The organism is Nocardia sp. NPDC003183 (assembly GCF_053590715.1).
Genome location: NZ_JBSFTG010000021.1, coordinates 1 through 24921, shown reverse-complemented (window position 1 = coordinate 24921; position 24921 = coordinate 1). Strand labels below are relative to the sequence as shown.

At 69.1% G+C, this 24921-nt stretch carries 18 protein-coding genes; 5 read left to right on the top strand and 13 right to left on the bottom strand.

Features of this window, described 5'->3' with window-relative positions; genetic code table 11:
- Positions 1-3: 3 nt before the first annotated feature.
- From ACWDXS_RS33030 to ACWDXS_RS33000, 7 genes are all read right to left on the bottom strand, one after another.
- Positions 4-843, bottom strand: a complete 840-nt coding sequence (locus tag ACWDXS_RS33030) for a siderophore-interacting protein (protein ID WP_449971856.1) — start codon at positions 841-843, stop codon at positions 4-6.
- Entirely contained in the window at positions 840-2069 is a 1230-nt protein-coding gene (entS, locus tag ACWDXS_RS33025) for an enterobactin transporter EntS (protein WP_378995466.1), read from the bottom strand. The genes ACWDXS_RS33030 and entS overlap by 4 nt, the downstream gene beginning before the upstream one ends.
- Positions 2066-3064 carry an ABC transporter substrate-binding protein gene (locus ACWDXS_RS33020; protein ID WP_379314607.1) on the bottom strand — a complete coding sequence of 333 codons (999 nt, stop codon included), beginning with the start codon at positions 3062-3064 and terminating at the stop codon, positions 2066-2068. Before ACWDXS_RS33020 ends, entS begins: the two co-directional genes overlap by 4 nt.
- Positions 3065-3120: 56 nt before the next feature.
- Positions 3121-10647 carry an amino acid adenylation domain-containing protein gene (locus ACWDXS_RS33015; RefSeq protein WP_449971852.1) on the bottom strand — a complete coding sequence of 2509 codons (7527 nt, stop codon included), beginning with the start codon at positions 10645-10647 and terminating at the stop codon, positions 3121-3123.
- Positions 10648-10743: 96 nt separating this feature from the next.
- Positions 10744-11550, bottom strand: coding sequence for an ABC transporter ATP-binding protein (locus ACWDXS_RS33010; RefSeq protein WP_449971849.1), 807 nt, complete (start codon positions 11548-11550; stop codon positions 10744-10746).
- A 12-nt stretch (positions 11551-11562) separates the two neighbouring features.
- The gene (locus ACWDXS_RS33005) at positions 11563-12618 is read right to left on the bottom strand and encodes a FecCD family ABC transporter permease (RefSeq protein WP_378995472.1); all 1056 of its coding nucleotides are present in this window, start codon (positions 12616-12618) and stop codon (positions 11563-11565) included.
- On the bottom strand, positions 12615-13613 hold the full coding sequence (locus ACWDXS_RS33000; protein ID WP_378662344.1) for an iron chelate uptake ABC transporter family permease subunit: 999 nt from the start codon (positions 13611-13613) through the stop codon (positions 12615-12617). Before ACWDXS_RS33000 ends, ACWDXS_RS33005 begins: the two co-directional genes overlap by 4 nt.
- 155 nt (positions 13614-13768) lie before the next feature.
- Here ACWDXS_RS33000 and ACWDXS_RS32995 point away from each other — a divergent pair, with 155 nt between their 5' ends.
- The gene (locus tag ACWDXS_RS32995; RefSeq protein WP_379314198.1) at positions 13769-14485 is read left to right on the top strand and encodes a hypothetical protein; all 717 of its coding nucleotides are present in this window, start codon (positions 13769-13771) and stop codon (positions 14483-14485) included.
- 118 nt (positions 14486-14603) lie between these two features.
- Here ACWDXS_RS32995 and ACWDXS_RS32990 read toward each other — a convergent pair whose 3' ends face one another.
- On the bottom strand, positions 14604-16169 hold the full coding sequence (locus ACWDXS_RS32990; RefSeq protein ID WP_387448008.1) for an MFS transporter: 1566 nt from the start codon (positions 16167-16169) through the stop codon (positions 14604-14606).
- Between the two features lie 98 nt (positions 16170-16267).
- On the opposite strand from ACWDXS_RS32990, the gene ACWDXS_RS32985 reads away from it, so the two are divergent.
- On the top strand, positions 16268-17425 hold the full coding sequence (locus tag ACWDXS_RS32985) for a DUF5925 domain-containing protein (protein WP_449971843.1): 1158 nt from the start codon (positions 16268-16270) through the stop codon (positions 17423-17425).
- A 58-nt stretch (positions 17426-17483) separates the two neighbouring features.
- On the opposite strand, the gene ACWDXS_RS32980 is transcribed toward ACWDXS_RS32985, so the two are convergent.
- Positions 17484-18059 carry a TetR/AcrR family transcriptional regulator gene (locus tag ACWDXS_RS32980; protein WP_378635667.1) on the bottom strand — a complete coding sequence of 192 codons (576 nt, stop codon included), beginning with the start codon at positions 18057-18059 and terminating at the stop codon, positions 17484-17486.
- A 104-nt stretch (positions 18060-18163) separates the two neighbouring features.
- Here ACWDXS_RS32980 and ACWDXS_RS32975 point away from each other — a divergent pair, with 104 nt between their 5' ends.
- Positions 18164-19858 carry a nitroreductase family deazaflavin-dependent oxidoreductase gene (locus ACWDXS_RS32975; protein WP_449971839.1) on the top strand — a complete coding sequence of 565 codons (1695 nt, stop codon included), beginning with the start codon at positions 18164-18166 and terminating at the stop codon, positions 19856-19858.
- On the opposite strand, the gene ACWDXS_RS32970 is transcribed toward ACWDXS_RS32975, so the two are convergent.
- Both ACWDXS_RS32970 and ACWDXS_RS32965 read right to left on the bottom strand, forming a co-directional pair.
- Positions 19848-21185 (bottom strand): MFS transporter, encoded by a 1338-nt coding sequence (locus ACWDXS_RS32970; RefSeq protein ID WP_449971836.1) that lies wholly within the window; start codon positions 21183-21185, stop codon positions 19848-19850. The genes ACWDXS_RS32975 and ACWDXS_RS32970 overlap by 11 nt on opposite strands.
- A gap of 114 nt (positions 21186-21299) precedes the next feature.
- Entirely contained in the window at positions 21300-22145 is an 846-nt protein-coding gene (locus ACWDXS_RS32965) for an NAD(P)H-binding protein (protein WP_449971833.1), read from the bottom strand.
- A 94-nt stretch (positions 22146-22239) separates the two neighbouring features.
- Here ACWDXS_RS32965 and ACWDXS_RS32960 point away from each other — a divergent pair, with 94 nt between their 5' ends.
- Both ACWDXS_RS32960 and ACWDXS_RS32955 read left to right on the top strand, forming a co-directional pair.
- Positions 22240-23172, top strand: coding sequence for an AraC family transcriptional regulator (locus ACWDXS_RS32960; RefSeq protein WP_378995486.1), 933 nt, complete (start codon positions 22240-22242; stop codon positions 23170-23172).
- A 7-nt stretch (positions 23173-23179) separates the two neighbouring features.
- Positions 23180-23596: an acyl-CoA thioesterase gene (locus ACWDXS_RS32955; protein ID WP_378995488.1), complete on the top strand. Its 417-nt coding sequence runs from the start codon at positions 23180-23182 to the stop codon at positions 23594-23596.
- Between the two features lie 66 nt (positions 23597-23662).
- Here ACWDXS_RS32955 and ACWDXS_RS32950 read toward each other — a convergent pair whose 3' ends face one another.
- On the bottom strand, positions 23663-23878 hold the full coding sequence (locus ACWDXS_RS32950; protein WP_378995490.1) for a hypothetical protein: 216 nt from the start codon (positions 23876-23878) through the stop codon (positions 23663-23665).
- A gap of 127 nt (positions 23879-24005) precedes the next feature.
- Complete coding sequence (locus tag ACWDXS_RS32945; RefSeq protein WP_378995492.1) at positions 24006-24809, bottom strand: SDR family oxidoreductase; 804 nt, start codon at positions 24807-24809, stop codon at positions 24006-24008.
- Positions 24810-24921 lie beyond the last annotated feature (112 nt).

The following is a 24921-nucleotide window of genomic DNA, read 5'->3' as shown; positions in this document are numbered from 1 at the left end:
CGCTCATTCCTCTCGATCGAAGTCGGCGACGCCGCGCTTCCAGTAGCCGGCGATCAGTGAGTCCTTCGGCCCGATCCCGAGTTCGCCGCGCACCACCTTGCGAATACCGCGCAGACAGCCGGCCTCACCGGCGACCCAGGCGTAGACCCGCTGTCCGGCAGCCACTTCCACGCCACGTACGGCCTTCTCCAGTGCGTCACCGGTGCCCGGCTCGAGGTCGCCGCGGTGCAGCCAGCGCACCTCGATACCCGCGGGCGCATCGATCTCGATCTCTTCCTCTGGTCCGGTCACCTCGATGAACGCCCAGCCCTGCGCGGTCCGCCGCAGTCGTTCCAGCCAGCGCGCGATGGCGGGCAGCGCGGTGATGTCACCGACGAAGAGGAACCGGTCGTAGGACTCCGGGACGACGACGCCACCGGGAGGGCCCGCGATGTGGATCTTGGTGCCCGGGGTCGCCGCGCTCGCCCACTCCGAGGCCAAGCCGCCGGGGTGGATCGCGAAATCGATGTCGAGTTCGTTGTCGGCGACGCTGTGGCGGCGCACGGTGTACTCGCGCGACACCGGGCGCGGGTTGCCCCACTCGAGTGACTGACCGTCGCGCGCGGGCAGCCGCAGTACCCCGTCCTCGCACGGAAAGACCAGGCGCACATGCTCATCCGGCACATAGCTGTGGAAGGACGAGATATCGGGCCCGCCGAAGGTGATCCGGAGCAGCCCGGCCCCGACCGCGACCGTGCGGATCACCTCCACTTCCTGCAATCCGATCGGATACGGGACCTTCGCGCCGTGCTCACTGGCGAGCACCTCGGCGATGCGCGCGGCGTAGCCACTGCGATCTGTCACTGCTGTTCCTTTCCGTGCAGCGGCCCGGCGGCAAGCGCCACCACGCCGGTGAGAACCAGGACCGCGACGCCGTAGAACACGAGCGCGGAACCCGGTGCGAAGAATTGGCCGACGAATCCGGCGGCCATCGAACCGATCGCGGTGCCGGTCACCGACTGCACCATGAGAAGTCCGGCCATCCGGCCGCGCAGTTCCTCGGGCGCCTGCTGTTGCAGCAGGGTGTAGCGCAGCACGATGTTCACCGCCCTGGCCAGGCCGAATCCGGCCAGTCCGAGGAACACCAGCGCCGCGTGTGACCACAGCCCGGCGGCGATCACACCCAGCGGCATGAGGGCCAGCGAGATCAGCAGAGCGAGCCCGTTGTAGCGGGTGCGGCTCATCCAGCCGCTGGTGAGCGAGCCGATCACGGCGCCAGCGCCCGGCGCGGCGTAGAGCAGGCCGAGGGTGCCGGGGCCTGCGCCGAGTTCGACTTCGGCGAAGGCGGGTAGCAGCACCAGCGGGCCGCTGACCAGCATGGCGAGCAAGCCGGTGAGCAGGATGATGCGAATGGTTTTGTGCTGCACCGCGAATCGAATGCCGATCGCCAGCTCGCGCACCGGGTTCTGCAGGGCGCGGGCCGGCGGCGGCGCGGGCCCGATCGCGGTGATCAACCCGACCGTGGCGACGGTGGCGCCCGCGCACAGGAAGAACGCGACCGACACCCCCGCCTGTGCGACGAGCACACCGGCGATCGCGGGCGTGATCATGGTCCCGAGGTCAGTGGTGAGCGCGGTCAAAGCGCCCGCCGCCGCGATCTTCTCGCGACCGACCAGCATCGGGACAAGAGCCATCAACGCGGAGCCGCTGACGCCGCCCGCGAGTCCGTCGATGACGGCGGCCAGATAGATCACCGACAGCATCGGATCCGGCAGCACCGCGTTGATACCGAGGATCAGGAATCCGAAACCGGCTGCACTGCGCGACCATTGGATCACGTTGCGCCGGTCATAACGGTCGGCGATCACACCGCCCGCGAGGCTGCCGACGAACAACGCGGCCGCGGTGGTCGTCGCGATGCCGGCGACCTGCAGGGTCGACCCGGTCAGTTGATAGACCTGCAACGGCAGGGCCACCATGAGCAGCCCGAGCCCCAGCACCGACACCAGCCGCGCCGCGAACGCGCACCGGAACGGACGCGAGGTCCGCAGCGGGCTGATGTCGATGAGCAGGCCGCCGACCGCTGTCACTTGAAGCGTTCCACGAGCAGATCGAGCGTGGTCATGACCGTGCGGTAGTCAGGACGTGAGCTGGTCGCGGGCAGCTCGAAGACGGTGTTCGCCTTGAACGAGGGCAGCGACGCGTACATCGGGTCGGCCCGCAGCTCGGCCAGGCTCCGGCCGCCGTTGAGCGGGATCATGAACAGCACGGGCGCGTCAACGGCGGTGTTCAGCAGCTCCGGGCTGAAGCTGATGAAGTCGGCGCTGCCTTCACGAGCGGGGTTGCCCGCCTTGGCTTCGAGCTGCTGGTCGAGGGTGAACCCGACCTCCGACAGCAGCGTGGGCAGTGCGGCGGTGGGCACGAACGCGGTCGGCTTCTGGCTCTTGAGCGACTGCATGATGACGGTGTTGCCCGCGGGCGCCTTGATGGCGGCCTTGGCCTTGGCCAGCTTGTCCTTGTAGTTGGTAATCAGCTGGTCGACCTTGGCCGGCTTGCCGACCACGTCGGCGATCACCCGCAGCTGGTCCTGCCAGTAGGTGGTCTCGGTCGGCACCAGCACGGTCGGGGCGATCGCGCTGAGCTGGTCGTAGGCGTTCACCGACTGCTGCGCCGGGTAGCCCTGGCCGCCGCCGATGATCAGGTCGGGGCGCTGGGCGGCGATGAACTCCAGGTTGATGTTCTCGCCGGTGGGCAGGGCCTTGGTGCCCTGCTTCGCCGCGTCCTCGGCCCAGCCGGACGGGAACTCACCCGGCTTGCTGGCGACGCCGAGCAGCCGCGGGTCGGCGGCGACGACCGGCGCCTCGAGGTCGTAGAGGTAGCCGGCCAGGGTGCCGTTGAGCACCACGATGCGCTGCGGATCCGCGGGGACGGAGACCGGGCCCTTCGGAGTCTGGACCTCGCGGGGGCCGCTGGGTGCGGCGGTGTCGCCCGACGAGGTGCTGCAGCCGGTGAGCGCTGCGATCAGCGCGAGAACCAGCAGGGCGAGGGTGGCGCGGAGCCTGCCCGATGATCGTGTGGTGAACATGGAAGGGGTTGTCCTCATCTTTCTTTTCGAACGGTGAAAAGCGGTGCGCTGCATGCTCAGCCGCCGATCACCGGGTCTGTGTCGAGAAGTGCCGCGACCTCGGCCCAGCCGGTGGGCGACACGATCTCGAAGTGGGAGTAGGGCAGTCGGCGCACCACGAGCCGGGCTCGTGCGGACTGCCATCCCGCCAGTTGCGCCTCGGTGCGGCCCGGTGTGGTTCCGGTGTCGGCGGCGTAGAGCGCCATCGGGCCGTCGTAGTCGGCCGCGGTGGACGCGGTGACCAGGCCGAGCAGGGTGCTCGCGGCGTCGCGCAGCTTGGTAGCCAGTTCTGGTGCGTCATCCGGGATTTCGGGGAGCAGCTGGTCCAGATCGGCGGGGTCGGTGAGTGCGCGGGTGGCCTGTTCGGTGAGATCGGACAGGGCGAAGGCGTCGACCAATCCCGTGAACGCGACTTGCTCGCCCGCCGCCGTCAGCGCGGCGGCCATGGCGTGGGCGATGGTGCCGCCGAGGGAGTAGCCGAGCAGGTGGTAGGGGCCGTGCGGTTGGATTCGGCGGATGGTCGACACGTAGTGGGCGGCCAGGTCGTCGATGGTCTCGGCACGGAAGGTGTTGTCGCTCAAAGTCGGTAGCTGTAGGCCGATGATCGGGCGGTCGGCTCTCAGGAGTTTCGCGAGGGGGCCGAACTGCCAGGCGGTGCCGCCGACGGGGTGAACGCAGAACAGTGGATCGCGCGAACCGGTGGTGCGGAGTTCGAGGACATGGTCGAGTCGCGAACCCCAGGCATCCGTGTTTTCCGCATCGCCCGTTCGAGAGTTGTTGTTGTTCTCAGCGATCCGGTTGGCGAGTGCTCGTGGTGTCGGTGCTTCGAAGACATCGTCGAGGACGACCGCGAGCCCTGCGCGCCGGAGCCTGCCCATCACCCGAACGGCGGTGAGCGAGTGGCCGCCCGCCTCGAAGAAATCGGCGTCGGCAGCGATGTCGGTGGTGGAGAGCACGGCGGCCATCGCCGTGCGGATGGTGCGGACCAGGTCGGTGGCTTGGCTATGGCCGGTGCTGGTCGCGGTGGAGATCGCGCTGCGGTGATCAGTTGCCGCGCGGTGTGCCCGCTCAGCGTGCGCGGAGTCGCTGCCTGGCTCGCGGGTCGTGGAGGTGTCGGCGATCAGATCGCGGGCGCTCGGCGAATCCTGCGGGTCGTGTGGGGCAGCCGCCGGCACGGGGATGTCAGAAGCCGACCCGGCGTTACTCGATGTGGCCGTGGGGTTCTCGGCAGCGTTGACCGCGTAGTTCGGGACCGGCAGGGCCTTGCGATCGATCTTCTCGCTCGTCGTACGGGGGATGTGGTCGAGGACGACGAACGCGGCGGGGACCATGTAGGCGGGCACCCGTGCTCGTAGGCCGGAACGGACGGTGGCGATGTCGATGTCGGTGTCCGCCTTGGCGACCAGGTAGGCCGCGAGGCGTTGATCGCCCGGGGTGTCCTCGCGCAGGATCACCGCGGAGTGGGCCACGCCCGGGCAACTCAGCAGGGCCGCTTCGATTTCGCCGAGTTCGATGCGTTGCCCGCGCAGCTTCACCTGACTGTCGGCGCGGCCCACGTAGTCGAGTTCGCCGTGCGGGCCCCAGCTCACGAGATCGCCGGTGCGGTACATGCGTTCGCCGTGCCCCAGCGGGTCGGCGACGAACGAACCCGCGGTCCGGGCCGGGCGGGCGAGGTATCCGCGCGCCAATTGCGTTCCCGTGAGATACAACTCGCCGATCACACCGACCGCGACCGGGCGCAGCTCGGTGTCGAGAACACGCACATCGGCACCGCCGGCGGGCAGACCGATCGGGACATTGCCGCGGTCGGCGCCGGAGGTCTCGTGGTGGGTGATGCACACCGCGGCCTCGGTGGGCCCGTACAGGTTGTGGACGCGGGCGCCGGTGAGCGCTCTGATCCGCGCCGCGGTCGGCGGCGGTAGCGGTTCGCCGCCGGTGATCACGCAGCGCAGCGCGGTGCAGCCGCTCAGGTCGGCTTCCTCGGCGAGCACGGTGAGCATCGACGAGGTGAGCTGGACCATGCCGACCCGCTCGGTCGACATCAGGTCGGCCAGGTAGTGCGGGTCGCGGTCGAGTCGACCCGACACCGGTGCCGCCACGACGCGCGCACCGACCAGCAGCGGCAGGAACAGCTCGAGCAGGGAGGCGTCGAACGTCGCCGCGGTGCGGTACAAGACGGTGTCGCCCGCGCCGAACCGGTGCCGTCGCTGCATCCACTCGAAGGTGCTGGTGATGGCCTCGTGGGAGACGCTCACGCCCTTGGGTTCGCCGGTGGAGCCCGAGGTGAACAGCAGGTACGCGGCATTGCGGGGGAGCAGGGGCGCGAGTCGGTCGAGGTCGGAGACCGAGGTATCGGCGAAACCGGACAGATCCAATGCTTCGACCTGTGCCACGGATGCGCGATCGGTCGTGAAGTTGTCGGCCGCGGTGGTGAGAACCAGCGCCGCGCGCGATGTAGCGAGGATCCTGTCGGCGCGCTGCGCGGGACTGTGGGGATCCAGCGGCAGGTAGACCCCGCCGGCCCGGCACACCGCGTGCGCGGCGACGATCGACTCGATCCCCCGCGTCATCGCCACCGCGACCACAGTTTCGGGCCGAACGCCCTCGTCGATGAGCCAGCGCGCGAGCCGATGGACCCGGCTGTCGAATGCGCCGAACGAGAGCGTCACGCCGTTCGCGGTGACGGCCGGCGCATCGGCGGAGATCGTCGCCGTCACCGACCAGTCTGCCAGCGTGCTGCCGTGTGTTTCCGACGGCATCGCGGCAGCCATGGCTTCCTCGACGGAACCGTCGAGATCGGCGGCCAGCGTGGACAATACGGCGCCGAGGCGATCACTGAGCCGCGTGGCGACCGGGCCGGGCACTGCGGCCACATCGTGGTGCAACATCAGCGCGAACTCGGCGCCGGGCAACGCGGTCACCGTGACCGGGAAGTCGGTCAGCCCATCGACATCGACGTCCACCACCTGAACCCCACCGGGATCGGGCTGCAACAGACCGGCTTTCGGGAAGTTCTGGAACACGACGAGCGAATCGAACAGCCGCCCGAATCCCAGCGCCCGCTCGATGGTGGCCAACCCGAGGTATCCCCGGGCCTGGCCGTCGAACGAGGTCTGCTGCAACTCCCCGAACTGCTCGGCCACCGGCCGACCAGCCCCGAGCGACACCCGCACGGGCACGGTATTGCTGAACAATCCGACCATTCCGCCGACTCCGTCGAGATCGGCGGGACGCCCGGAAACCACGGTCCCGAACACCACATCGGTGCGCCCGAAGTGATCCGCGAGCACCATCGCCCACGCGCCCTGCAGCACGGTGTTCACGGTCAGCCCGTGCCGCCGGGCGTTCTCGGCCAAGGCCGTCGCCACGTCGGCGGCGAGCGGAACCCGCAGGCCGACCGGACGCTGTCGCTGGGCCGTCGCCGAATCCGCCGGGCGCGGTGCTCCTTCGCCGTTCGTAGTCGGCTCCGGCGTCGAGACGGCGGGCGCCGGTGCTCCGGCACCGCCCGGTGCGAACGCGGCCGGATCGGTTGCGGATGTAGGGGTGGCGGCGAGCAGGGTCGGTGCGCGCAGGCCGGTGAGGTTTTCGGTCCACCAGTGCAGGGTCGCGGTGGTGTCGCGGGTGGTGAGCCAGGTGAGGTAGTCGCCGAAGTAGGCCGGGGCCGAGAGGGTCTCGCCGGTGTAGAGGGCGAGGGTTTCCCGGACCATCGTCGGTACCGACCAGCCGTCGGCCAGGAGGTGATGGGCGATCAGAACCAGCCAGTGCGAGGTGTCGGTGAGGCGGATCAGGAGGCCGCGGATCAGCGGCGGTCGATCGATGTCGAACGGTGCGGCGCCGGCGCGCCGCACCGAAAGCCGTGCTTGCGCTGCGGGATCAGGTGACTCGCGCAGATCCTCGACCTGCCACGAGACGCCCGGTGCCCGCGGAACGATCTGCACCGGCTGGTCGAACTGTTCATAACTGAACGCCGCGCCGAGGTTCGGATGCCGCCGCAGCATGCTCGCGAACGCCGCACCCATGCGCTCCGGATCGACGGCGCCGTCGAGGGTGAAGCGGGCCGTCATCGTGTACACGTCGTCGGCGCCGTCGCGCAGTGCGTGGAACAGCAATCCCTCCTGCAGGGGCGACAGCGGGAGCACATCGGCGACCGGTCCGTAGGTATCGCCGAACTCGTCCAGGTCGCTCTGCGTGAGCGCTGCGATCAGGCGACCGGGCGCTGTCGGGAGCGGCGACGAGACAGCGGCCGGCGACTCGAATCCCACGGCGGTCGTGGGATGTTGCTGCTCGGGCGCCGCCTCCGCGGCCAGCGCGGCGAGGCTGCGCCGGGTCAGTAGTTGCTGGGGCAGGAGGGTGAGGCCCTCGGCGCGCAGGCCGCTGCTGACGGTGATGGCGGTGATGCTGTCGCCGCCGACGGCGAAGAAGTCGTCGTCCATGCTGACGGTGTCGAGGCCGAGGGTCCTCGAGATCGCCTGGTGGACAGCATGTTCGGCGTCGGTGGCCGGTGCGCGTCCGGACTCGTCGGTCGCGGGGTCCGGTAGCGCCGTGCGGTCGAGTTTGCCGTTGACGGTGGTGGGCAGGGCGTCGAGGACGACGAGTCGAGCCGGCACCATGTGCTCGGGGACCAGGTCGGCCAGGCGGGTACGTGCGGCCGAGGTATCGAGGTCGCCGGTCGCGGCGACGACGTAGCCGATCAGGGTGGGGCGCCCGGCGATGTCCCGGATATCGGCTGCCGCGGTACGGATCTCGGTCAGACCTTCGAGTGCCGCTGCCACATCACCGAGTTCGACGCGGTGGCCGCGGATCTTCACCTGGTTGTCGACCCGGCCCAGGTATTCGTAGCCGAGCCCGGGCACCCAGCGCGCCCGGTCGCCAGTGCGGTACATCCGCGCTCCCGGCGGGCCGTACGGATCGGCGACGAAAGACTGTGTGGTAGTGGCGAACCGGCCCAGATAGCCGCGCGCGATCTGCGGACCGGCCAGATACAGCTCGCCGACCTGACCGTCGGCGACGATCTGCAATCCGTTGTCCAACAGGTGAGCCCGCGAGCCCGCGACCGGCATCCCGATCCGTGGACCAGCGCCGTCGATCGGTGCCCCGATCACATCCACCGTTGCCTCGGTCGGGCCGTACAGATTGACCGCCGCGAACCCGCCACGATCGATCGCGCCCCATAGCTCCGCCGAGCACGCATCGCCGCCGATCACCAGCGTCAGCGGCGGGCACGCTGTCTCATCGGCGCTGTCGGCGCTCGCGAGATCCGTCGCTGTCGAGATCTTCCCGATCGCCTCGGTGCTCGCTGTCGCCGACTTCCGGCCGACCGGGCTCGACTGTGCCGGCGACGGTAGTTCGCTGGTCAAGCCGTGTTCGAGCAGGGCGGCGACCAACGACGGAGTGCCGTCGACGACGTCGATGCCGTCCCGGGCGAAAGCCTCGACCAGGGCGGCCGGGTCACGCCGGGTATCGCTGTCGTACACGTGGATCCGATGTCCGGCGGTCATCCACAGCAGTGGGTCGAGCGAGGCGTCGAAGGCGAAGGAGGTGGTGTGCGCGATGGTCAGCTGACGGTTGCCCGCACGGCCGGCGGCGGCGCTGTGGATCCCGGCGCGGTGCGCGGCGACGAGTGCGGCCAGGGAGCCGTGCTGTACGACAACACCTTTCGGCTGACCGGTCGAACCCGAGGTGTAGATGACGTAGGCCGCGTGCTCGGGCCTCACCGCGAGCGCGAAGTCGGTGTCCGCGTGGTCGTCGAGCCGCGCACGGAAGCCGGCGTCGTCGATCGCGACGGCGTCGGCACCGAGTTGGGCCGCCAACTCACCGGCACTGAGCACCACAGCGGGGCCCGCGTCCGCGATCGTCGCCCGCAGCCGGGCGACCGGATGTTCCGGATCCAGGGGCAGATAGGCGCCACCGGCGCGCCAGACGGCGAGCAACGCGACCACGAATTCCACATCGCGGGGTAGCGCGAGGCCGACGATCGCATCCGGCCCGACCCCGGCCCCGCGCAGGAACCGCGCGAGCCGGTTCACCCGGACTCGAAGTTCGGCGGCGGTGTACTCGGTTTGAGCCGAACTCAGCACCACGGCATCCGGTTGCTCGGCGAGCACGTGTTCGAGAAGGTCGGGGATCGTCGCGACCGACGGCTCGTCGTGAAGAGCCCGGGTTTCGTTGTCCGGGAACTGCATTGTTGTCGAGCGCGCGGCCAGCAGCCGCGTGCGCTCGGCGGGATCGAGCAGTTCGAGCGCACCCACCGCGATCTTGTCCGACCCGGTGAAAGACTCGATCACCCGGACCAACCGGGCGATCCGCCCGCACACCGTGTCCGCGTCGTTGGTTCGCGCGTCGGATTCGAATCCGAGCAGCACCGTGCCGTCGGGCAGCGGAGTGACGGTCAGCCCGAGGTCCTCCGGGGGCCCGCCTGCCACATTGCGCAGCACACCACGCGCACCGTCGAAATCGAGGGTGAAGTCGAAGACCTTGAGGTTGATGCCGATTCCGTGCAGGAGTTCGCCCGCGCCGTGGCCGTGGAAGTCGCGGGCGAGGTCGTCGCCGCTGTAGCGCTGGTGCTTGCGGACCTCGCGCAGGATGTCGGCGATGCGGGGGCCCAGCTCACCGAGCCGGTCGCCCGCGCTCACCGTGACCCGTAGGGGCAGCACGTTCACCGCCATGGCCGGTGTGCGCAGGGCGGCGCGGCCGACCCGGCCCATCAGCAGCATCGAGACCACCACATCGGCGGTGCCGAGTTGGCGGTGCAGGAACGCGGCGTAGCAGGCGACGAGCGCGTCGGCCCACGTGATGCCGTGCCGTTCGGCGCTCTCGCGCAGTGCCGCGAGCAGTTCGGTGGACAGGATGGCCTCGGCGCGGATCGTCCGCTCGACCGCACCGCCCAGGTGGCGACCGCGGCCGTCGAGATCGGGCCACGGTGTGAGCTGGTCGCGCCAGTACGCGCGGTCGGCCTCGAATTCGGGGCCTGCCCGATAGGCCTGCTCCTCGGCGACCAGCTCGGCGATGGTTCCGAAAGTTTGTTTCGGCGAGGGTGTTCCGCGTCGGAGGGAGGTGTAGTGGGCGGCGACTCGGCGCGAGAGCAGCGCCGCGCTGTAACCGTCGACGATGAGGTGGTGGTAGAGCTGCACGCACCAGACCACGCAGTCGGAGATCCGGATCAGCGTGTAGTTGTACAGCTGCCGGTCGACCATGCCTCGGCACCGTTGCGCGGCCTGCTCGCGCTCCAGCGCGACAGCCTCGTAGGCCAGAGCCATCGGCTCCGCGGCCGCCCGTAGATCGACGGTCGGTCGCAGCACCGCTTCGGCATCGCTCACGAATTGCCTTGGCCCGTCGGCTGTTTCGGTGAACCGCAGCCGCATGTTCTCGGCCTCGGTGACGGTGCGGCGGATCGCCTCGCTCAGCAGGTCGACATCGATCGGCGCGTCCCCGGTGATCTCCAGGACCTCGCCGACCAGGTAGCGCCCGGACTCGGGATCGAAGCGCTGCGCGTTCCAGATGCCGAGCTGCGGTCCGGTCAGCGGCAACTCGAGACCATCTGTCACGGCAACTCCCTCCCTCGTCACATTCACAATCAGTTAGGTTAGCCTAACTTAACTAATTGTGGAATACCTATGTTCGGCTGCCGCATCGCCGCAGCTCTAGCGCACCTTGGCGGCATCCTGCGCCAGCGGAATCACCAGTGGCGTACCGGTTTCCGGGTCGTCGACGATGCGGCACCGCAACGAGAAGACCTCGTCGACGAGCTCGGCGGTCACGATGTCGGCGGGCGCACCCGTCGCGACCACCCGCCCGTCGCGCATGGCTACGAGGTGATCGGCGTAGCGGAAGGCATGGTTGAGGTCGTGCAACACGGCCACGACGGTCCGCCCGGATTCGCGGTTCAGTGACCGGCACAGATCGAGCAACTGGATCTGATAGGCGATGTCGAGGTAGGTCGTCGGCTCGTCGAGCAGGATCAGCGGGGTGTCCTGGGCGAGCACCATCGCGATCCACACCCGCTGGCGCTGACCGCCCGACAGTTCGTCGACCATCCGCGCCGACAACTCGGTGACACCGGTCGCCGTCATCGCCGAGGTGACGGCTTCCTCATCGGCCTTCGACCACTGCCGCAGCAGCGTCTGATGCGGATAGCGGCCGCGGGCAACGAGATCGGCGACCCGGATGCCGTCCGGCGCGGTGGAGGTCTGGGGCAGCAGACCGATCTGCCTGGCCACCTGCTTCGCCGGGTAGGAACTGATCGGTTTGCCGTCGAGCAGCACGGTCCCCGACTCGGGGGTGAGCAGCCGGGCAAGCGCGCGCAGCAGCGTGGACTTGCCGCACGCGTTCGGGCCGATGATCACCGTGAACTTGCCGTCCGGGATATCCACCGACAGCTGGTCGCTGATCGTGGTGCCCTTGTAGCCGAGGCGGACCCGGTCGGCGCGCAGGCGTGAAGTGTCGTTCATCTTTTCGCTTTCCTAGTTCCGTCGCGCCTCGGCGACCAGCAGATACGCCAGGTACAGGCCACCGACCGAGACGGTGACGAGGCCGACCGGCACGGTCGTCGGGGCGAACGCGTGCTGGGCGATCCAGTCGCAGGTGATCAGCAACATCGCTCCCATCGCCGCCGAGGGCGCGAGCGCGATCGACGGTGTGCGGGCCAGCTTGCGCGCCAGATGCGGTGCGGCGAGGGCGACGAACGCGATCGGGCCCGCGACCGCCGTCGCCACCGCCGTGAACGCGACGCTGAGCACGATCAGCCACAGCATCGCCCGGCTGACGTCGAGGCCGAACGCCCGGGCGGTGTCGTCACCGAGCTCGAGGATCTGTAAGCGGGGGGCCGCGGGGATGAGCGCGATCGCCAGCAGCGCGAGGATCACCACCGCGGGACCGACCTGCGGCCACGAGAGTCCGTTGAGCGTGCCCGCGCCCCAGGCCGCCGCCGACATCGCCGCGTCCAGGTCGGCGCGCAGGATCAGCCAGGTGTTGATCGAGGCGAGCATGGCGCTGACGCCGATGCCGACGATGATCAGCCGGAACCCGGCTACGTTGTGCCGGAACGCGAGGAGGTGGATGACCAGCGCGGCGCCGAGCCCGCCGATCACCGCACCGGTCGCGGTCTGCAGGTGCCCACCACCCAGGGTCAGGATGGCGATCAGCGCGCCGGTGTAGGCGCCGGTGTTGAACCCGACGATGTCCGGGCTGCCCAGCGGATTCCTGGTCACCGATTGCAGAATAGCGCCGCTCACGCCCAGCGCGGCGCCGAGGATCAGCGCGAGCAGGATGCGCGGCAGCCGCCAGTCCCACACCACCAGCCGGTCGAATCGCTCGTCGCCGATCACCAGCGCGCGGAGCACCCGCAGGGGTGGGATCAGGTAGTCACCGCTGCCGAGGGCCAGCACCGCTGTCACCACCGAGATCGTGAGCAGGACAGCGCAAACCACCAGGGTGCGCACGCCGATCCGGGCGGAGAAGCGTGTTCCGCGCGGCCGGACCACCAGCATCGCGCGGCCGAAATCGATCGTCGAACTCATGCGGCGGCACCTACTCTTGCGCGACGGGCCAGCCAGATCAGTACCGGCGCCCCGAGGAACGCGGTGACCAGGCCTGCGGGAACTTCATCGGGACGAATGACGAGGCGGCCCACGATGTCGGCCGACAGCACCAGGATCGGCGCCAGCACCAGCGAATAGGCGAAGATCCAGCGTTGGTCGGGTCCGATCAGCCACCGGGCCACATGCGGAACAGCGAGGCCGACGAACGCGATCGGGCCCACCGCGGCGGTCGCGGTGCCGCACAGCAGCACCACCGCCAGCGCGGTGAACAGGCGTGTGCGCCCCACGTGCACACCCAGCGAGTGCGCCAGATCGTCGCCGAGCGCGACCGCGTTGAGCGAGCGCGCGCACAGCGCCGCGATGATCAGGCCCGCGGCGATGAACGGGGTCGCGCCGTAGAGGATCTCGAATCCGCGTCCGGTGAGTCCGCCGGAATCCCATTGACGCATTTCGTCGAAAGCCTTGGGGTGCATCAGGATCAAGCCCCTGGTCAGGCCGCCGAGAACCGCGGTGGCGGCGACGCCTGCCAGTGTCAGCCGCACCGGGTCGGTGCCGGATCGTCCGGCGGTGCCCACGCGGTAGACGACCACCGACACCAGGGCGGCGCCGAGAAACCCGAACCAGACGTACGAGGTGATCTCGCTCACGCCGAACATCGCGACGGCGATGGTGATCGCGAAGGCCGCTCCCGCGTTGACGCCGAGCAGGCCGGGGTCTGCCAGCGGGTTGCGGGTCAGGCCCTGCATCAAGCAGCCCGCGACGCCGAGCGCGAGCCCGACCAGTAGTCCGAGCAGAGTGCGTGGCACGCGGTACTCGGTGACGGTCACGTGATCGGGAGTGGTGCTCACGCCGAACAGTGCCTGCCAGACATCGCCGATCGCAATGGCTTTCGTGCCGACCAGCAGGCTGAGAGCACAGACTGCGACCAGCGCGAATGCGGCAAGAAGCCACCCGCACCAACGCGGATTTCTCATCAGGGTTCTCTCTCGCGGCGAAACTGGGTCGTCTTGGAGGTTAGCCTAAGCAAGGTCTTGATAGGTGAGGCTTACCTCGCTATGGTCACATCTCGCCCGGACCGCAGCTTGTGCGCCGCGCATCTCACCACGAGGAACACGAAAGGTTCACCCCCGTGAAAATCACCAAGTTCGCCCTGCTGGCCTCCAGCGTGAGCGTTGCCCTCGGCATCGCTGCCGGAACCAGCCACGCAGCACCTGCCGCGGATGAGCCGATCAACTACACGTCCACCACCACCGAGACCTCGACGATCATCGGCACCGACGCGGGCTCGATGGTGGTCGAGGACGGCGTCTTCAAGATCAAGGCCGCCAACGGCACCACCGTCGCGGGTACCGAATTGGCCTTCCGCGTAGACGAATTCGTGTTCCCGATCGCCGCCGACATCTCCGGCCGCACCGCCACGCTGACCCCGCAGTTCGACCTGGCGCACGCCACCTACAAGCCGGTCGCGCTGCCCTACGAGAACGTGGCTCCGTGGAAGAGCGAGTACGACCGTGAGCAGGCCGCCTGGAGCCGCATGACCGGCACCATCTCCCTGGGCGCCAGCATCGCCACCCTGGTCGGCGGCCTCGGCGGCGGCGCGATCGGTTGTGTGCTCGGCGGCATCGCGGGCGCCACCATCGCCTCGGCCACCATCGTCGGCATGTTCGGCCCGTTCATTCCGGCTGCGGCCGTCGGCTGCATCGCCGGCATCATGGCCATCGGCGCGCTCGGCACCCTCGCGGGCCAGATCTTCATCACTGCCCCCGTCGCGATCATGGCCGCGGTGCAGTACTTCACCACCATCAACTCCCCGATGCCGAACAACCCCGCCCCGGCCACCAAGTAGCGGTCAGGGCCTCGGCCGAATCGGCCGACTACGAACCTCGCGGAGGGGACAACTCAGCGAGAGACGAATCCCGCCCGGTCAGCATCGGGCGGGATTTGTTGTGTCCGAACCACCTCGGTCAGTCGATGTCGGATGTCTTCTCGTTCGGCGCGGGGATGTGCCGGAGCAGCCCCATGACCAGCCCGGCGGCGACGGCGGTGAGCCCGATGCCGACCACCGAGTTCACCTGCAGCGCTTGGGTGTAGGCCTCGCGGGCGACGGTGGACAACTCGGCGCCCAGCGTTTCGGGCAGTGTCGTCGCGACGTGCAGGGCGCCCGCGAGGGTGTCCTCGGCCACCTGCGCGACCTCCGGCGGGAGTCCGGCGGGCAGCTGCTCCGACATCTGCCCGCGGTAGACGGCGGTACCGATGCTGCCGATCACCGCCACGCCCAGCGCCGCCGACAATTCCTGACCGGTTTCGGAGATGGCGGAGGCGGCACCGGCGCGCGCCGGGTCGACCGCGCCGACGATCAGGTCGAGGCCGAGAACGAACATCGGGCTCAGGCCGAGGGAGAACACCACCATGCCGGTGACGATCAGTGCCAGGTCGTCGGCGCCGGCGAGCTGAGTGAACAGCGCGTACCCGGCCATGGCGATGATCAGGCCGCCGGTCATCAGGTACGCGGGCCTGATCTTGGGCGCGAGCGCGCTCACCACCCCGGCAGCCACGACCATCGCCGCCGCCTGCGGCACGGTCCACAGACCGGCCTCGAACGCCGAAAGGCCCAGCACCAGTTGCAGATACTGTGCGAGCAGCAGGAACAGCCCACCCATCGCCAGCATGGCGACCATCAACGCGATCAGTGATCCGCTGAACCGGACATTGCCGAACAGGCGCAGGTCGATCAGCGGATCGGTCAGGCGTTGCTGACGCAGGACGAACGCCGTGCCGAGTACCAGTCCGCCGACCAGCACGCCGACGGCCTCGATCGACCAGCCGTCCTTGGCGAGCTCCTTGATGCCGTAGATGACGCCCATCACCGACAGCAGTGACAGGACCGCGCTGAGAATGTCGAGCTTGCCCGGATTCGGGTCCTTGTACTCGGGCAGCAGGAACGGGCCGGTCGCCAGCAGCAGCACCATCGCGGGCACTGCCACCAGGAATACCGAACCCCACCAGAAGTTCTCGAGCATCGCGCCACCGACGAGCGGTCCGATCACCATGCCGACCATGAAACTGGTCATCCACACGCTGATCGCGGCGGTGCGCTGGCGGTCGTCGTGGAACATGTTGCGGATCAGCGCCAGCGTGGACGGCATCAGCGTCGCGCCCGCGATGCCGAGCAGCGCGCGGGTGCCGATCAGCATGTTGGCGCTGGTCGAGTACGCGGCGATCACGGAGGCGACGCCGAAGGCCAATGCGCCGATCATCAGGAGTTTGCGCCGGCCGATGCGGTCGCCGAGGGTGCCCATGGTGATGAGGAAGCCGGCGACCAGGAAGCCGTAGATGTCGAGGATCCACAGCAATTGGGAGCTGCTGGGTTCGAGTGCTTCGCTGATGCGCGGGATCGCCAGGTACAGCACGCTCAGGTCCATCGAGATGAGCAGCGTCGGCAGGGCGAGGACGGCCAGTCCGATCCACTCCTTGATCCCGGCCGTCGTGGTGGATTCCGGCGGGGACTGGTCGCGCTGAGTGGACGTCACCCTACGACCGTACCGACGCCTTCGCCTACGGTGCCAGCGAGTTTTCGCGCCGGTGCGCGCCGTAAGTCATTGGACATTCCGGGCCGGGGGCCACGATCATGGGCTCGGTGTCCACACGTAATGAACAGCTCAGGCTCGTCGATTCGCCGCGTCAGCCGCAGGATCAGGGCGAGCCGTTTCCGTGGTCGGCGACCATCGACTCCACCTATTCGACCCGCGACGCGATCGACGCGCTAGCCCTTGCCCCGTTCCTGCGCGGCGACCAGCCGTTCGCCCGCCAGGCCCACCTCGACCGGGTGCGCCCCGACGCGGCGCTGCGGCCCGCCGACTCGCGGATCGTGCGCTCGGTCGCCGACGACGACAGCAGCGCCTTGCTCGCCGCCGGTGACGGCTGGGCATTGCGGGCCGTGCGGTGGGCGAGCGGTTCGGCCACGATCGAAGTGACCGCGGTGAGCGACGAACTCGCCGTCGATGTGCTGGCGCAGGCCACCGACGGGGCAGCACTGTCACGCGACAGTGCGGCCACGGTCGAGATGGGATTCTGGCACATGGACGTCCGGCGCCCCGCGCGCAGACGGCGCCAGATCGCGGCGCCCGCGTGGGCGGAGATCCGTGGCAACTACACCGGCTCGGTGTCCGCGAGCATGGAGCGATTGATGGGACTCGGCGTCGCCGATATCAAGGGACGGCTGGTGCTGCTGCACGGCGAGCCCGGCACCGGCAAGACCACCGCGCTGCGTGCGCTCGCGCGGTCGTGGGCGCCGTGGTGTCAGGTCGACTGTGTCGTCGATCCGGAAGAACTGTTCAGCAATCCCGGCTACCTGATGGAAGTCGCGGCGGGCGCCGACGGCGACGACGAGGACGGCCGCTGGCGGCTGCTGGTGCTGGAGGACTGCGACGAACTGATCCGTGGCGAGGCGAAAGAAGCAGCGGGGCAGAAGCTTTCGCGTCTGCTCAATCTCACCGACGGCATGCTGGGCCAGGGCCGCAATGTGTTGATCGCGATCACCACCAACGAAGACCTCTCCCGGCTGCACCCCGCCGTGGTGCGGCCGGGCCGCTGCCTGGCCCAACTCGAGGTCGGCCGGCTCTCGGCGACGGAAGCCGACGAGTGGCTGGCCCGCCAGGACGGCGTTCCCGCCGAGTCGAGCTTTCCCGACGGCGCGACCCTGGCCGAACTGGTCGCTCACCGCGACGGCGGGATCCAGATCCGATCCACCATCGACCACCCGACCGACGTCGGCATGTACCTCTAGCGTTCCCGTGCGCAGACGGCCTTTCCGGCCTCGGCCGGAGAGCCGTCGGGCGTGCGGGTCAGGGTGTGCCGACAGGGCGGATGTGCGCCCTGACCAGCTCGGTGAGGTGACGGCCGACGCGGTCGAGCGGCTCGGTGCTGTGCTTGGCCAGCGACATCACCACCGCGCCCTCGATCGTGGCGATGACGGTCGTCGCCAGGGAGCTGGCGGTGTCGGGGTCGATGTTCTCCGCGCGGAGCCGGGTCTCCAGTGTCCGCTCCCAGTCGTCGAACGCCTCGCCTGCCGCGTCGGCCGCCGCGGGTGACTCCGAGCGTCCGAGTGCCGCGGCCACGATCGGGCAGCCGGCGAGGAAGTCGCTGGACTCGACGACCTGTTTCCACGCGTCGGCGAACGACGCGATGGTTTCCTCCGGCTTGGTGTTCTTGCTGAAGGTCTCGATCAGCGTGGTCATCGCCCGGCCCGCGACTCGGGTGGCCTCGGTGATCAACTCGGACTTGCCGCCGGGGAAGTTCAGGTAGATAGTCCGGCGGGAGAGCCCGCTGTGGTCGAGCAGGTTCGCGACACCGGTCCCGGCGACGCCGTTGCGGCGCACCAGGTCGATCGTGCTCTGGACGAGTCCGTCGCGCGCTGCCATCGACATCCTTTCGATCGGTCCGATTGAAGTATACCGATCGGTGTACTACCGTCGAGTAAGTACACCGATCGGTGTACTCGACGTGATCCGCGGAGGAGCCGACGATGACAGCCCTGAGCGATCCGCTCGCCCTGCCGTGCGGCCAAGTGCTGCCCAACCGGCTGATGAAGGCCGCGCTCAGCGAGGGGCTCGGTACCGCCGCCGGTGCGCCGGACGAACGGCTAGAGCGGCTCTACAGCCGTTGGGGCACCGGCGGTTTCGGTCTGGTGGTCACCGGCAACGTGATGGTCGACCACGACCACCTCGGTGAGCCGGGCAATGTCGTGATCGCCGACGAACGCCACCTCGACGACCTGCGCCGCTGGGCACGAACCGCCAAGGACGGTGGCGCCCGGCTCTGGATGCAGATCAATCACCCCGGCAGGCAGGCGAATCCGCTCGCGACCCGGTCGCAGCCGGTAGCGCCCTCGGCGATCGGGCTCGGTCTGCCCGGCATCCCGGCGCCGCGCGCGCTCACCGACGCCGAGATCGTCGACATCGTGCACCGATTCGCCGCCACCGCGCGGATCGCCGAGCGCGCGGGCTTCGACGGCGTGCAGATCCACGGCGCGCACGGCTACCTCGTCTCGCAGTTCCTCTCGCCGCTGGCCAATCAGCGCGACGACCGCTGGGGTGGCGACCCGCAACGGCGGGCGCGATTCGTGCTGGAGGTGGTGCGCGCGATCAGGGCCGAGGTATCGACGTCGTTCGCCGTCGCGATCAAGCTCAACTCCGCGGACTTCCAGCGCGGCGGCTTCACCGAGGACGAGTCGCGCGAGGTGGTGCGCCGCCTCGCCGCCGAGCAGCTGGATCTGATCGAGATCAGCGGCGGCAGTTACGAATCGCCGGCGATGATGGGCAGGCCGGCGGCGCGTTCGGCGAGCACCGTCGCGCGCGAGGCGTACTTCCTCGAGTACGCCGAGTCGGTCCGGGCGGCCGCCGGGTCGGTGCCGCTGGCCGTTACCGGCGGATTCCGTTCCCGCGTCGCTATGGTCGACGCGGTCGAGTCGGGAGAGTGCGATGTGGTCGGCCTCGGCAGGCCGAGTGCGGTGGCACCGAATGCCGCGGGTGACATCCTGCACGAGCGCACCGCGCGACTGCATTCCCCGCAGATCTCGCTGCGCCTGCCCGCGCGCGTATCCACACTGTCCAATGTCAAGAGCCTCGAAGGTGCCCTCGACCTGCAGTGGCACACTGATCAGCTGCATCTGCTCGGGGCGGGCGACGAGCCCGACCCCGACCGCACACCGTGGCTCACGGTAGCGGCCATGCTGAAGCATCACGGCGTCGACGCGTTTCGAAGCAGAAGGGGATCGACCATGAACAACAAGGACCCGAAGCGGCGCAAGTTCGAGGTCGAGCGGGCGGTGGGTCGCTACGTCGCCAACCCGGCGGTCCGCGCGCTGAGCCGGATCGGCATCCGCACCTCGTTCGCGACCGAGCTCGAGACGATCGGACGCAAATCCGGGCAGGCCAGGGTGGTGCCGGTCTCGGTGGCGTTCGACGACAGCGGCGCGTGGGTGATCAGCCAGCACGGGACCAAGTCGGGGTGGGCCGCCAATATCGGCGCGGAACCGACAGTGCGGGTCCGCCAGGGGAAACGGTGGCGAACCGGGACCGCTGAGCTGCGCCCGGCCGACGATGTCGTCGCGCGGGCTCGCACCTTCGCACCCAATCCGGTGTTCGCCGGGCTGACCGCGGCCACCTTCCGCGCATTGCAGAGCACGCCGGTCTCGGTCCGGATCACCTTCACCGACTGACGACGTTCGCCGTGGCCGCGCAGGCCAGGGTGAGGACCAGCGGAACGGTCAGCGCCGCGGTGAGCGGGATCACGGCGGTGAGCCAGCCGATCATCGCGGGGCCCGCGAGCAGGCCGAGGTAGCCGATGGTGAAGACGCGCGACATGTCCGTGGCTGCTGTCGTGCCGCCGAGATTGCCCGCGGTGGAGAAGATCTGGGGGACGCCGCCCGCCAGGCCGAGGCCACACATCGCCCAGCCGAGCAGGGTGAGTGGCAACCACGGCGATCCGATGACCACCGCGAATCCCGCTGCGGCGAGGAGACTTCCGTAGCGAACGATAGCGACCGGGCCGATCGCACCGGTCACCCTGTCCGCGAGGAATCGTCCGAGGGTCATCGTCGCGGAGAAGGCGCCGAAGGCAAGGGCGGCATCGGCTTCGGAAGTATCGAGGCGCTCGCGCACCTGGAGCGCGCTCCAGTCGGCCGCCACGCCCTCCGCGAGTAGCAGCACGAACGCGACGGCCCCGAGCGAGAGCACTTTTCGGGCCCGCTGGTGTCGTTCGCCGTGCTGGTCGGTGCGATTCTCGGCGCGGGGCCGAACAGAAGCGGCGGGACCGGAGGTTCCGGGCAGCGAACCTGTCGAGCTGCTCGCGTCGGTGCAGTGTCGCAGGTCCGCCGGTTCGCTTGCGTCGGCTGTCGGCCGCTCTCGCGCGCTGTTCGCGGATCGCGCACCCTCGTTGTCGTAATCTTCGAGGTGCGAGGGTGATTCGGGCTGTTGTCGGCCGAGCAGGTGCGGCACCAGGGCAGCGGTGACGACCAATCCCGCGATCCCGGCGCACGTCAACGTCAGCTGCGGCGGCCACTGCGCGTACTGCGCGGCCGCGCCCGCCAACGACCCGACGAACCCGCCCGCCGAGAACATCGCATGGAAGGCGGACATGATCGGCCGGTGATACGCCCGTTCGACGTACACCGCCTGGGTGTTCATCGACACGTCGAGGGCGCCCATGCCGAACCCGAAGCACGCCACAGCGATCGCCAAGGTGATCGGGCTGGTCGCCAGTCCTGGGCCGAGCACGGTCACCGAGATCGCCGACGCGGCCGTGGCGACCAGTGTGCGGCTGCCGAACCGGTCGGCAGCCGGGCCCGCGAGCCGCATACCGACGAGCGCGGCGCCGGCCATCAGCAGCACGAGCACGCTGAGCATCGAGGCCGACACCCCGGCTCTGTCGGTGATCGCCGGAATGTGGACCACCCACATCGCGAGCAGCACCCCGTTCAGCGTGAAGGCCGCGAACACGGCGGCGCGGGCCGTCCGGAACTTGCGGTCGATCGTCGCTGAACCCACCACTTCGACGGTACCGCCTCGGCGCGGGGGTACCCGGCAATTCAAGATCACCAGGCCCTACGAGTTCGCCGTTCGGGCGCTGTCTCGGTGCGGGCCTGGTGATCAACTGTCCGACTACTGCCGAGGCGTCCAGGCGCCGGTGGCGGCGGTTTCCTTGGCGTAGTCGGTGAAATCGCGCGCCTCGCGCCCGAGGGCTCGGCGGACACCGTCGGCGGTGGCGGTGTTGCGGCCGTCGAGGATGGTGCCGAACAGGTAGTCGAGCAGGCTGATCACGTCATCGGGGACCTGGTATTCGCTCAGCGCCGCAACGAATTCCGGCCGGGAGACGGGAACGAAGGCGATCTCGCGACCGGTGGCCGCGGCGATCTCGCCGACCGCGTCGGCGAAGGTCAGGGCGCGGGGGCCGGTGAGTTCGTAGAGTTGACCCGCGTGGCGCGCGTCGGTGAGCGCGGCCGCCGCCACCTCGGCGATGTCGTCGACGTGCACGAACGGTTCCGGCACATCGCCGTTGGGCAGCGCCACCGCACCGGCGAGCACGTCGTCGACGAAGGCGCCTTCGCTGAAGTTGTGCGCGAAGAAGGCGCAGCGCACGATGGTCCAGCTCAGACCCGAATTCCGCACGATCTCTTCGCATTCCAGCGCTTCGGGTTCGCCGCGACCGGACAGCAGCACCACCGAGCGCGCGCCCGCGGCTCGGGCGGCGGCGGTGAACGCGCGGATGATGTCCGGGGCCCCGGGTACGGCGAGGTCGGGCTGGAAGGCGAGGTAGACGGAGTCGACGCCGGCGAGCGCGGGCGCCCAGGTCTGCCGGTCGGTCCAATCGAAGGGGATCGCCGCGGTGCGTGAGCCGTGGCGGACCGGTCGGCCCGCGGCTTCGAGGAGGGCTGCCACCCGGCTGCCGGTCTTGCCGGTAGCGCCGGTGATGAGGGAAAGCTGCTGGTGAGAAGCGGTGTTTGTCATAAGACAAGTACACCGTCGCGCGGCCCGCGGCGACATCGTCGTGCCGCTCACGAACATGCGTTGTCGTCTACGGGTTGTCGTCTACTGTGGAGTGGTGGATGCGTTAGCCGGTCTGCTCGAAGGTCCACGCGCCCGCGGTGCGTTCCTCATGTGTTCGCTGCTGAACCCACCGTGGTCGCTGCGCGTGCAGGACGAAGCCCCGCTCACGGTGCTCGCGATGATCCGCGGAAAGGCTTGGGTCAGCACCGATTCCATGCCGCCGCGGCAACTCGGCGCGGGCGACGTCGCGGTTTTCCGTGGGCCGCAGCCGTATACGGTGGCCGACGATCCGGCGACCGAACCCCAGGTCGTCATCCAGCCGGGGCAGGTCACCACGACGCCCGAGGGCGAGATCCTGTGCGAGACACTGAGTCTGGGCGTGCGCCAGTGGGGCACCGATATCGACGGTGAGACGCTGATGGTCACCGGAACCTACGAATCCGCGGGCGCGGTGAGCAGACGGTTGCTGCGTGCGCTGCCGCAGGTCGCGGTGCTGCCGCGCGGCGAGCTCGATACCCGCCTGCTCGATCTGCTCGTCGACGAAGCGACCAAGGACCTGCCCGCGCAAACCGCCGTTCTCGACCGCCTGCTCGACCTGCTGCTCATCGCCGCCCTGCGTGCCTGGTTCGCCCGCGACGACGCCCCCGCCTGGTACCACGCCTACAGCGATCCGCTGGTCGGCAAGGCCCTGCGCCTGCTCCAGCACAATCCGGCCCATCCGTGGACGGTGGTCGCCCTGGCCGAAGCGGTCGGCATGTCCCGGGCCGCGCTGGCCCGCCGGTTCAGCGAGCTGGTCGGGGAACCGCCGATGAGCTTTCTGACCGAATGGCGGCTCTCGCTCGCCGCCGATCTGCTCGCCGAATCCGACGCGACGGTGGAATCCATCGCTCACCAGGTCGGATACGGCAGCGCCTTCGCCCTCAGCACCGCCTTCAAACGGCACTTCGGGGTGAGCCCGCGCGACCACCGGCAGGGGAGCGCGGCATGATGGCCCGATGAGCTATCCCGTCCTGTGGCCGATGCCGACCCGGTGGGCCGACAACGACCAGTACGGCCACGTGAACAACGTGACCTACTACTCCTACTTCGACACCGCGGTGAACGCCTGGCTGATGCGCGCCACCGGTACCGACATCACCGAGCTGCCCGCGCTCGGCGTCGTCGCGCAGACGTCGTGCCGATTCCACGGCTCGGTCAGCTTTCCCGACCAGCTCCAGGTGGGCCTGCGGATCGCCCGCCTCGGCACCTCGAGCATCACCTACGACCTGGCGATCTTCCGCGCGGGCGACGGCGGGCTCGAGCTCGCCGCCACCGGCGAATTCGTCCACGTCTATGTCGACGCCGACACCCGCAAACCGGTGGCGATCCCCGAGGTGGTGCGGACAGCGGCCGCGGAGCTCGTCACCGAGTAGCGTTTACGCGGCTATGACGCCGACCTCGGGGCGGTGTCGACTCTGAAGCCCGTCGTGGCACAGCGTTCAGGATGCTATGACGCCGACCTCGGGCCACTCGCTGCCGCGGCGGGCGCGCAGGATGATCTGGCCCGCGGGCGAGTCGGGTGGTCCGGGGAGGGCGGCGAAGGTCTTCTTGTCGATGACCAGGGACGAGTCGAGTTGTTCTCGGCTCGGCCCCCATAGGTACTCGACCTCGGTGAGCTCGTCGCGAATCTTCTTGAAATACATCAGGTGCGCCATCGCCGGATCTCCGCGTAGACCTTCACCGATCAGCGGATCGTGACCGGCGGCTTGGAGACTATCGTGGCAGGAATCGAGCGATCTCGCCGCTACCTCGCCGAATTTTTTCGGGCGCACCGTCCGCTGTTCACGCGCGCAGCATGGTCTGGAACCGGCGCATACCGGAAATCCACCGGTCGTAGTCCGAACCCTTGTTGCGGTACATCTGCAGTACCTCGGGGTGCGGCAGGATCAGGAAGTGTTCGGCGGCCATCGCCTCGACGACAGTTTCGGCGACTTCTTCGGGGGAGAGCACCGCGCCCGCGGTCTTCACGGCCTTGATCGCCAGCGCGCCCGCCTCCGGGTCGTCGGGGATGAGCGCACCGGTGAGCAGCTGGGTGTCCACACCCATCGGACACAGGCAGCTCACGCGAATGCCCTTGTCGCCGTAGGTCACCGAGAGCCATTCGGCGAAGCCCACCGCAGCGTGTTTGGTCACCGAATAAGGGGCGGAACCGATTTGGGTGAGCAGCCCCGCGGCGGAGGCGGTGGAGACGAAGTAGCCACTGCCACGCTCGAGCCAACCGGGAACGAGCAGTTTCGCGGCCCGCACGTGGGCCATCACATTCACCTCGATGGTGCTCGCCCACTGGGCCTCCGTGCTGTCCAGGCCGGGACCGCCGCCGATGCCCGCGTTCGCGAAATACAGGTCCACCGGACCGAATTCGCGTTCGGCGGTGGCGATCGACTCCGCCACGACCTGCTCGTCGGCCACATCGCCGCCGACCGCGATCGCGTTGTCACCGAGGTCGGCCGCTACCTTCGCCGCGCTGTCCGCATCGAGATCGGCGACGACGACCTTCGCGTCACCGGCGACGAGACGATAGGCGAGTGCGGCACCGATACCCGCACCCGCGCCGGTGACGATCGCGACCTTGCCTGCTATCTCCATCCCCGCACAGTAACTTTTGGAGCGCTGGCGCGCTCGAGTTCGCGCCCATGGCGGTCCCGTCGATCAGGTGCCGTTGCTTGCTCCTTCGTCGCCTACGCAACGGCACCTGATC

Excerpts from the sequence above, each read along its gene's own strand:
- ACWDXS_RS33000 (WP_378662344.1), bottom strand. The coding sequence starts at position 13,613 with ATGAGAAATCCGCGTTGGTGCGGGTGGCTTCTTGCCGCATTCGCGCTG.
- ACWDXS_RS32945 (WP_378995492.1), bottom strand. The coding sequence starts at position 24,809 with ATGGAGATAGCAGGCAAGGTCGCGATCGTCACCGGCGCGGGTGCGGGT.
- ACWDXS_RS33005 (WP_378995472.1), bottom strand. The coding sequence starts at position 12,618 with ATGAGTTCGACGATCGATTTCGGCCGCGCGATGCTGGTGGTCCGGCCG.
- ACWDXS_RS32950 (WP_378995490.1), bottom strand. The coding sequence starts at position 23,878 with ATGGCGCACCTGATGTATTTCAAGAAGATTCGCGACGAGCTCACCGAG.
- ACWDXS_RS33020 (WP_379314607.1), bottom strand. The coding sequence starts at position 3,064 with ATGTTCACCACACGATCATCGGGCAGGCTCCGCGCCACCCTCGCCCTG.
- ACWDXS_RS32980 (WP_378635667.1), bottom strand. The coding sequence starts at position 18,059 with ATGGCAGCGCGCGACGGACTCGTCCAGAGCACGATCGACCTGGTGCGC.
- ACWDXS_RS33010 (WP_449971849.1), bottom strand. The coding sequence starts at position 11,550 with ATGAACGACACTTCACGCCTGCGCGCCGACCGGGTCCGCCTCGGCTAC.
- ACWDXS_RS32985 (WP_449971843.1), top strand. The coding sequence starts at position 16,268 with ATGGGCTCGGTGTCCACACGTAATGAACAGCTCAGGCTCGTCGATTCG.
- ACWDXS_RS32955 (WP_378995488.1), top strand. The coding sequence starts at position 23,180 with ATGAGCTATCCCGTCCTGTGGCCGATGCCGACCCGGTGGGCCGACAAC.
- ACWDXS_RS32965 (WP_449971833.1), bottom strand. The coding sequence starts at position 22,145 with ATGACAAACACCGCTTCTCACCAGCAGCTTTCCCTCATCACCGGCGCT.
- ACWDXS_RS32975 (WP_449971839.1), top strand. The coding sequence starts at position 18,164 with ATGACAGCCCTGAGCGATCCGCTCGCCCTGCCGTGCGGCCAAGTGCTG.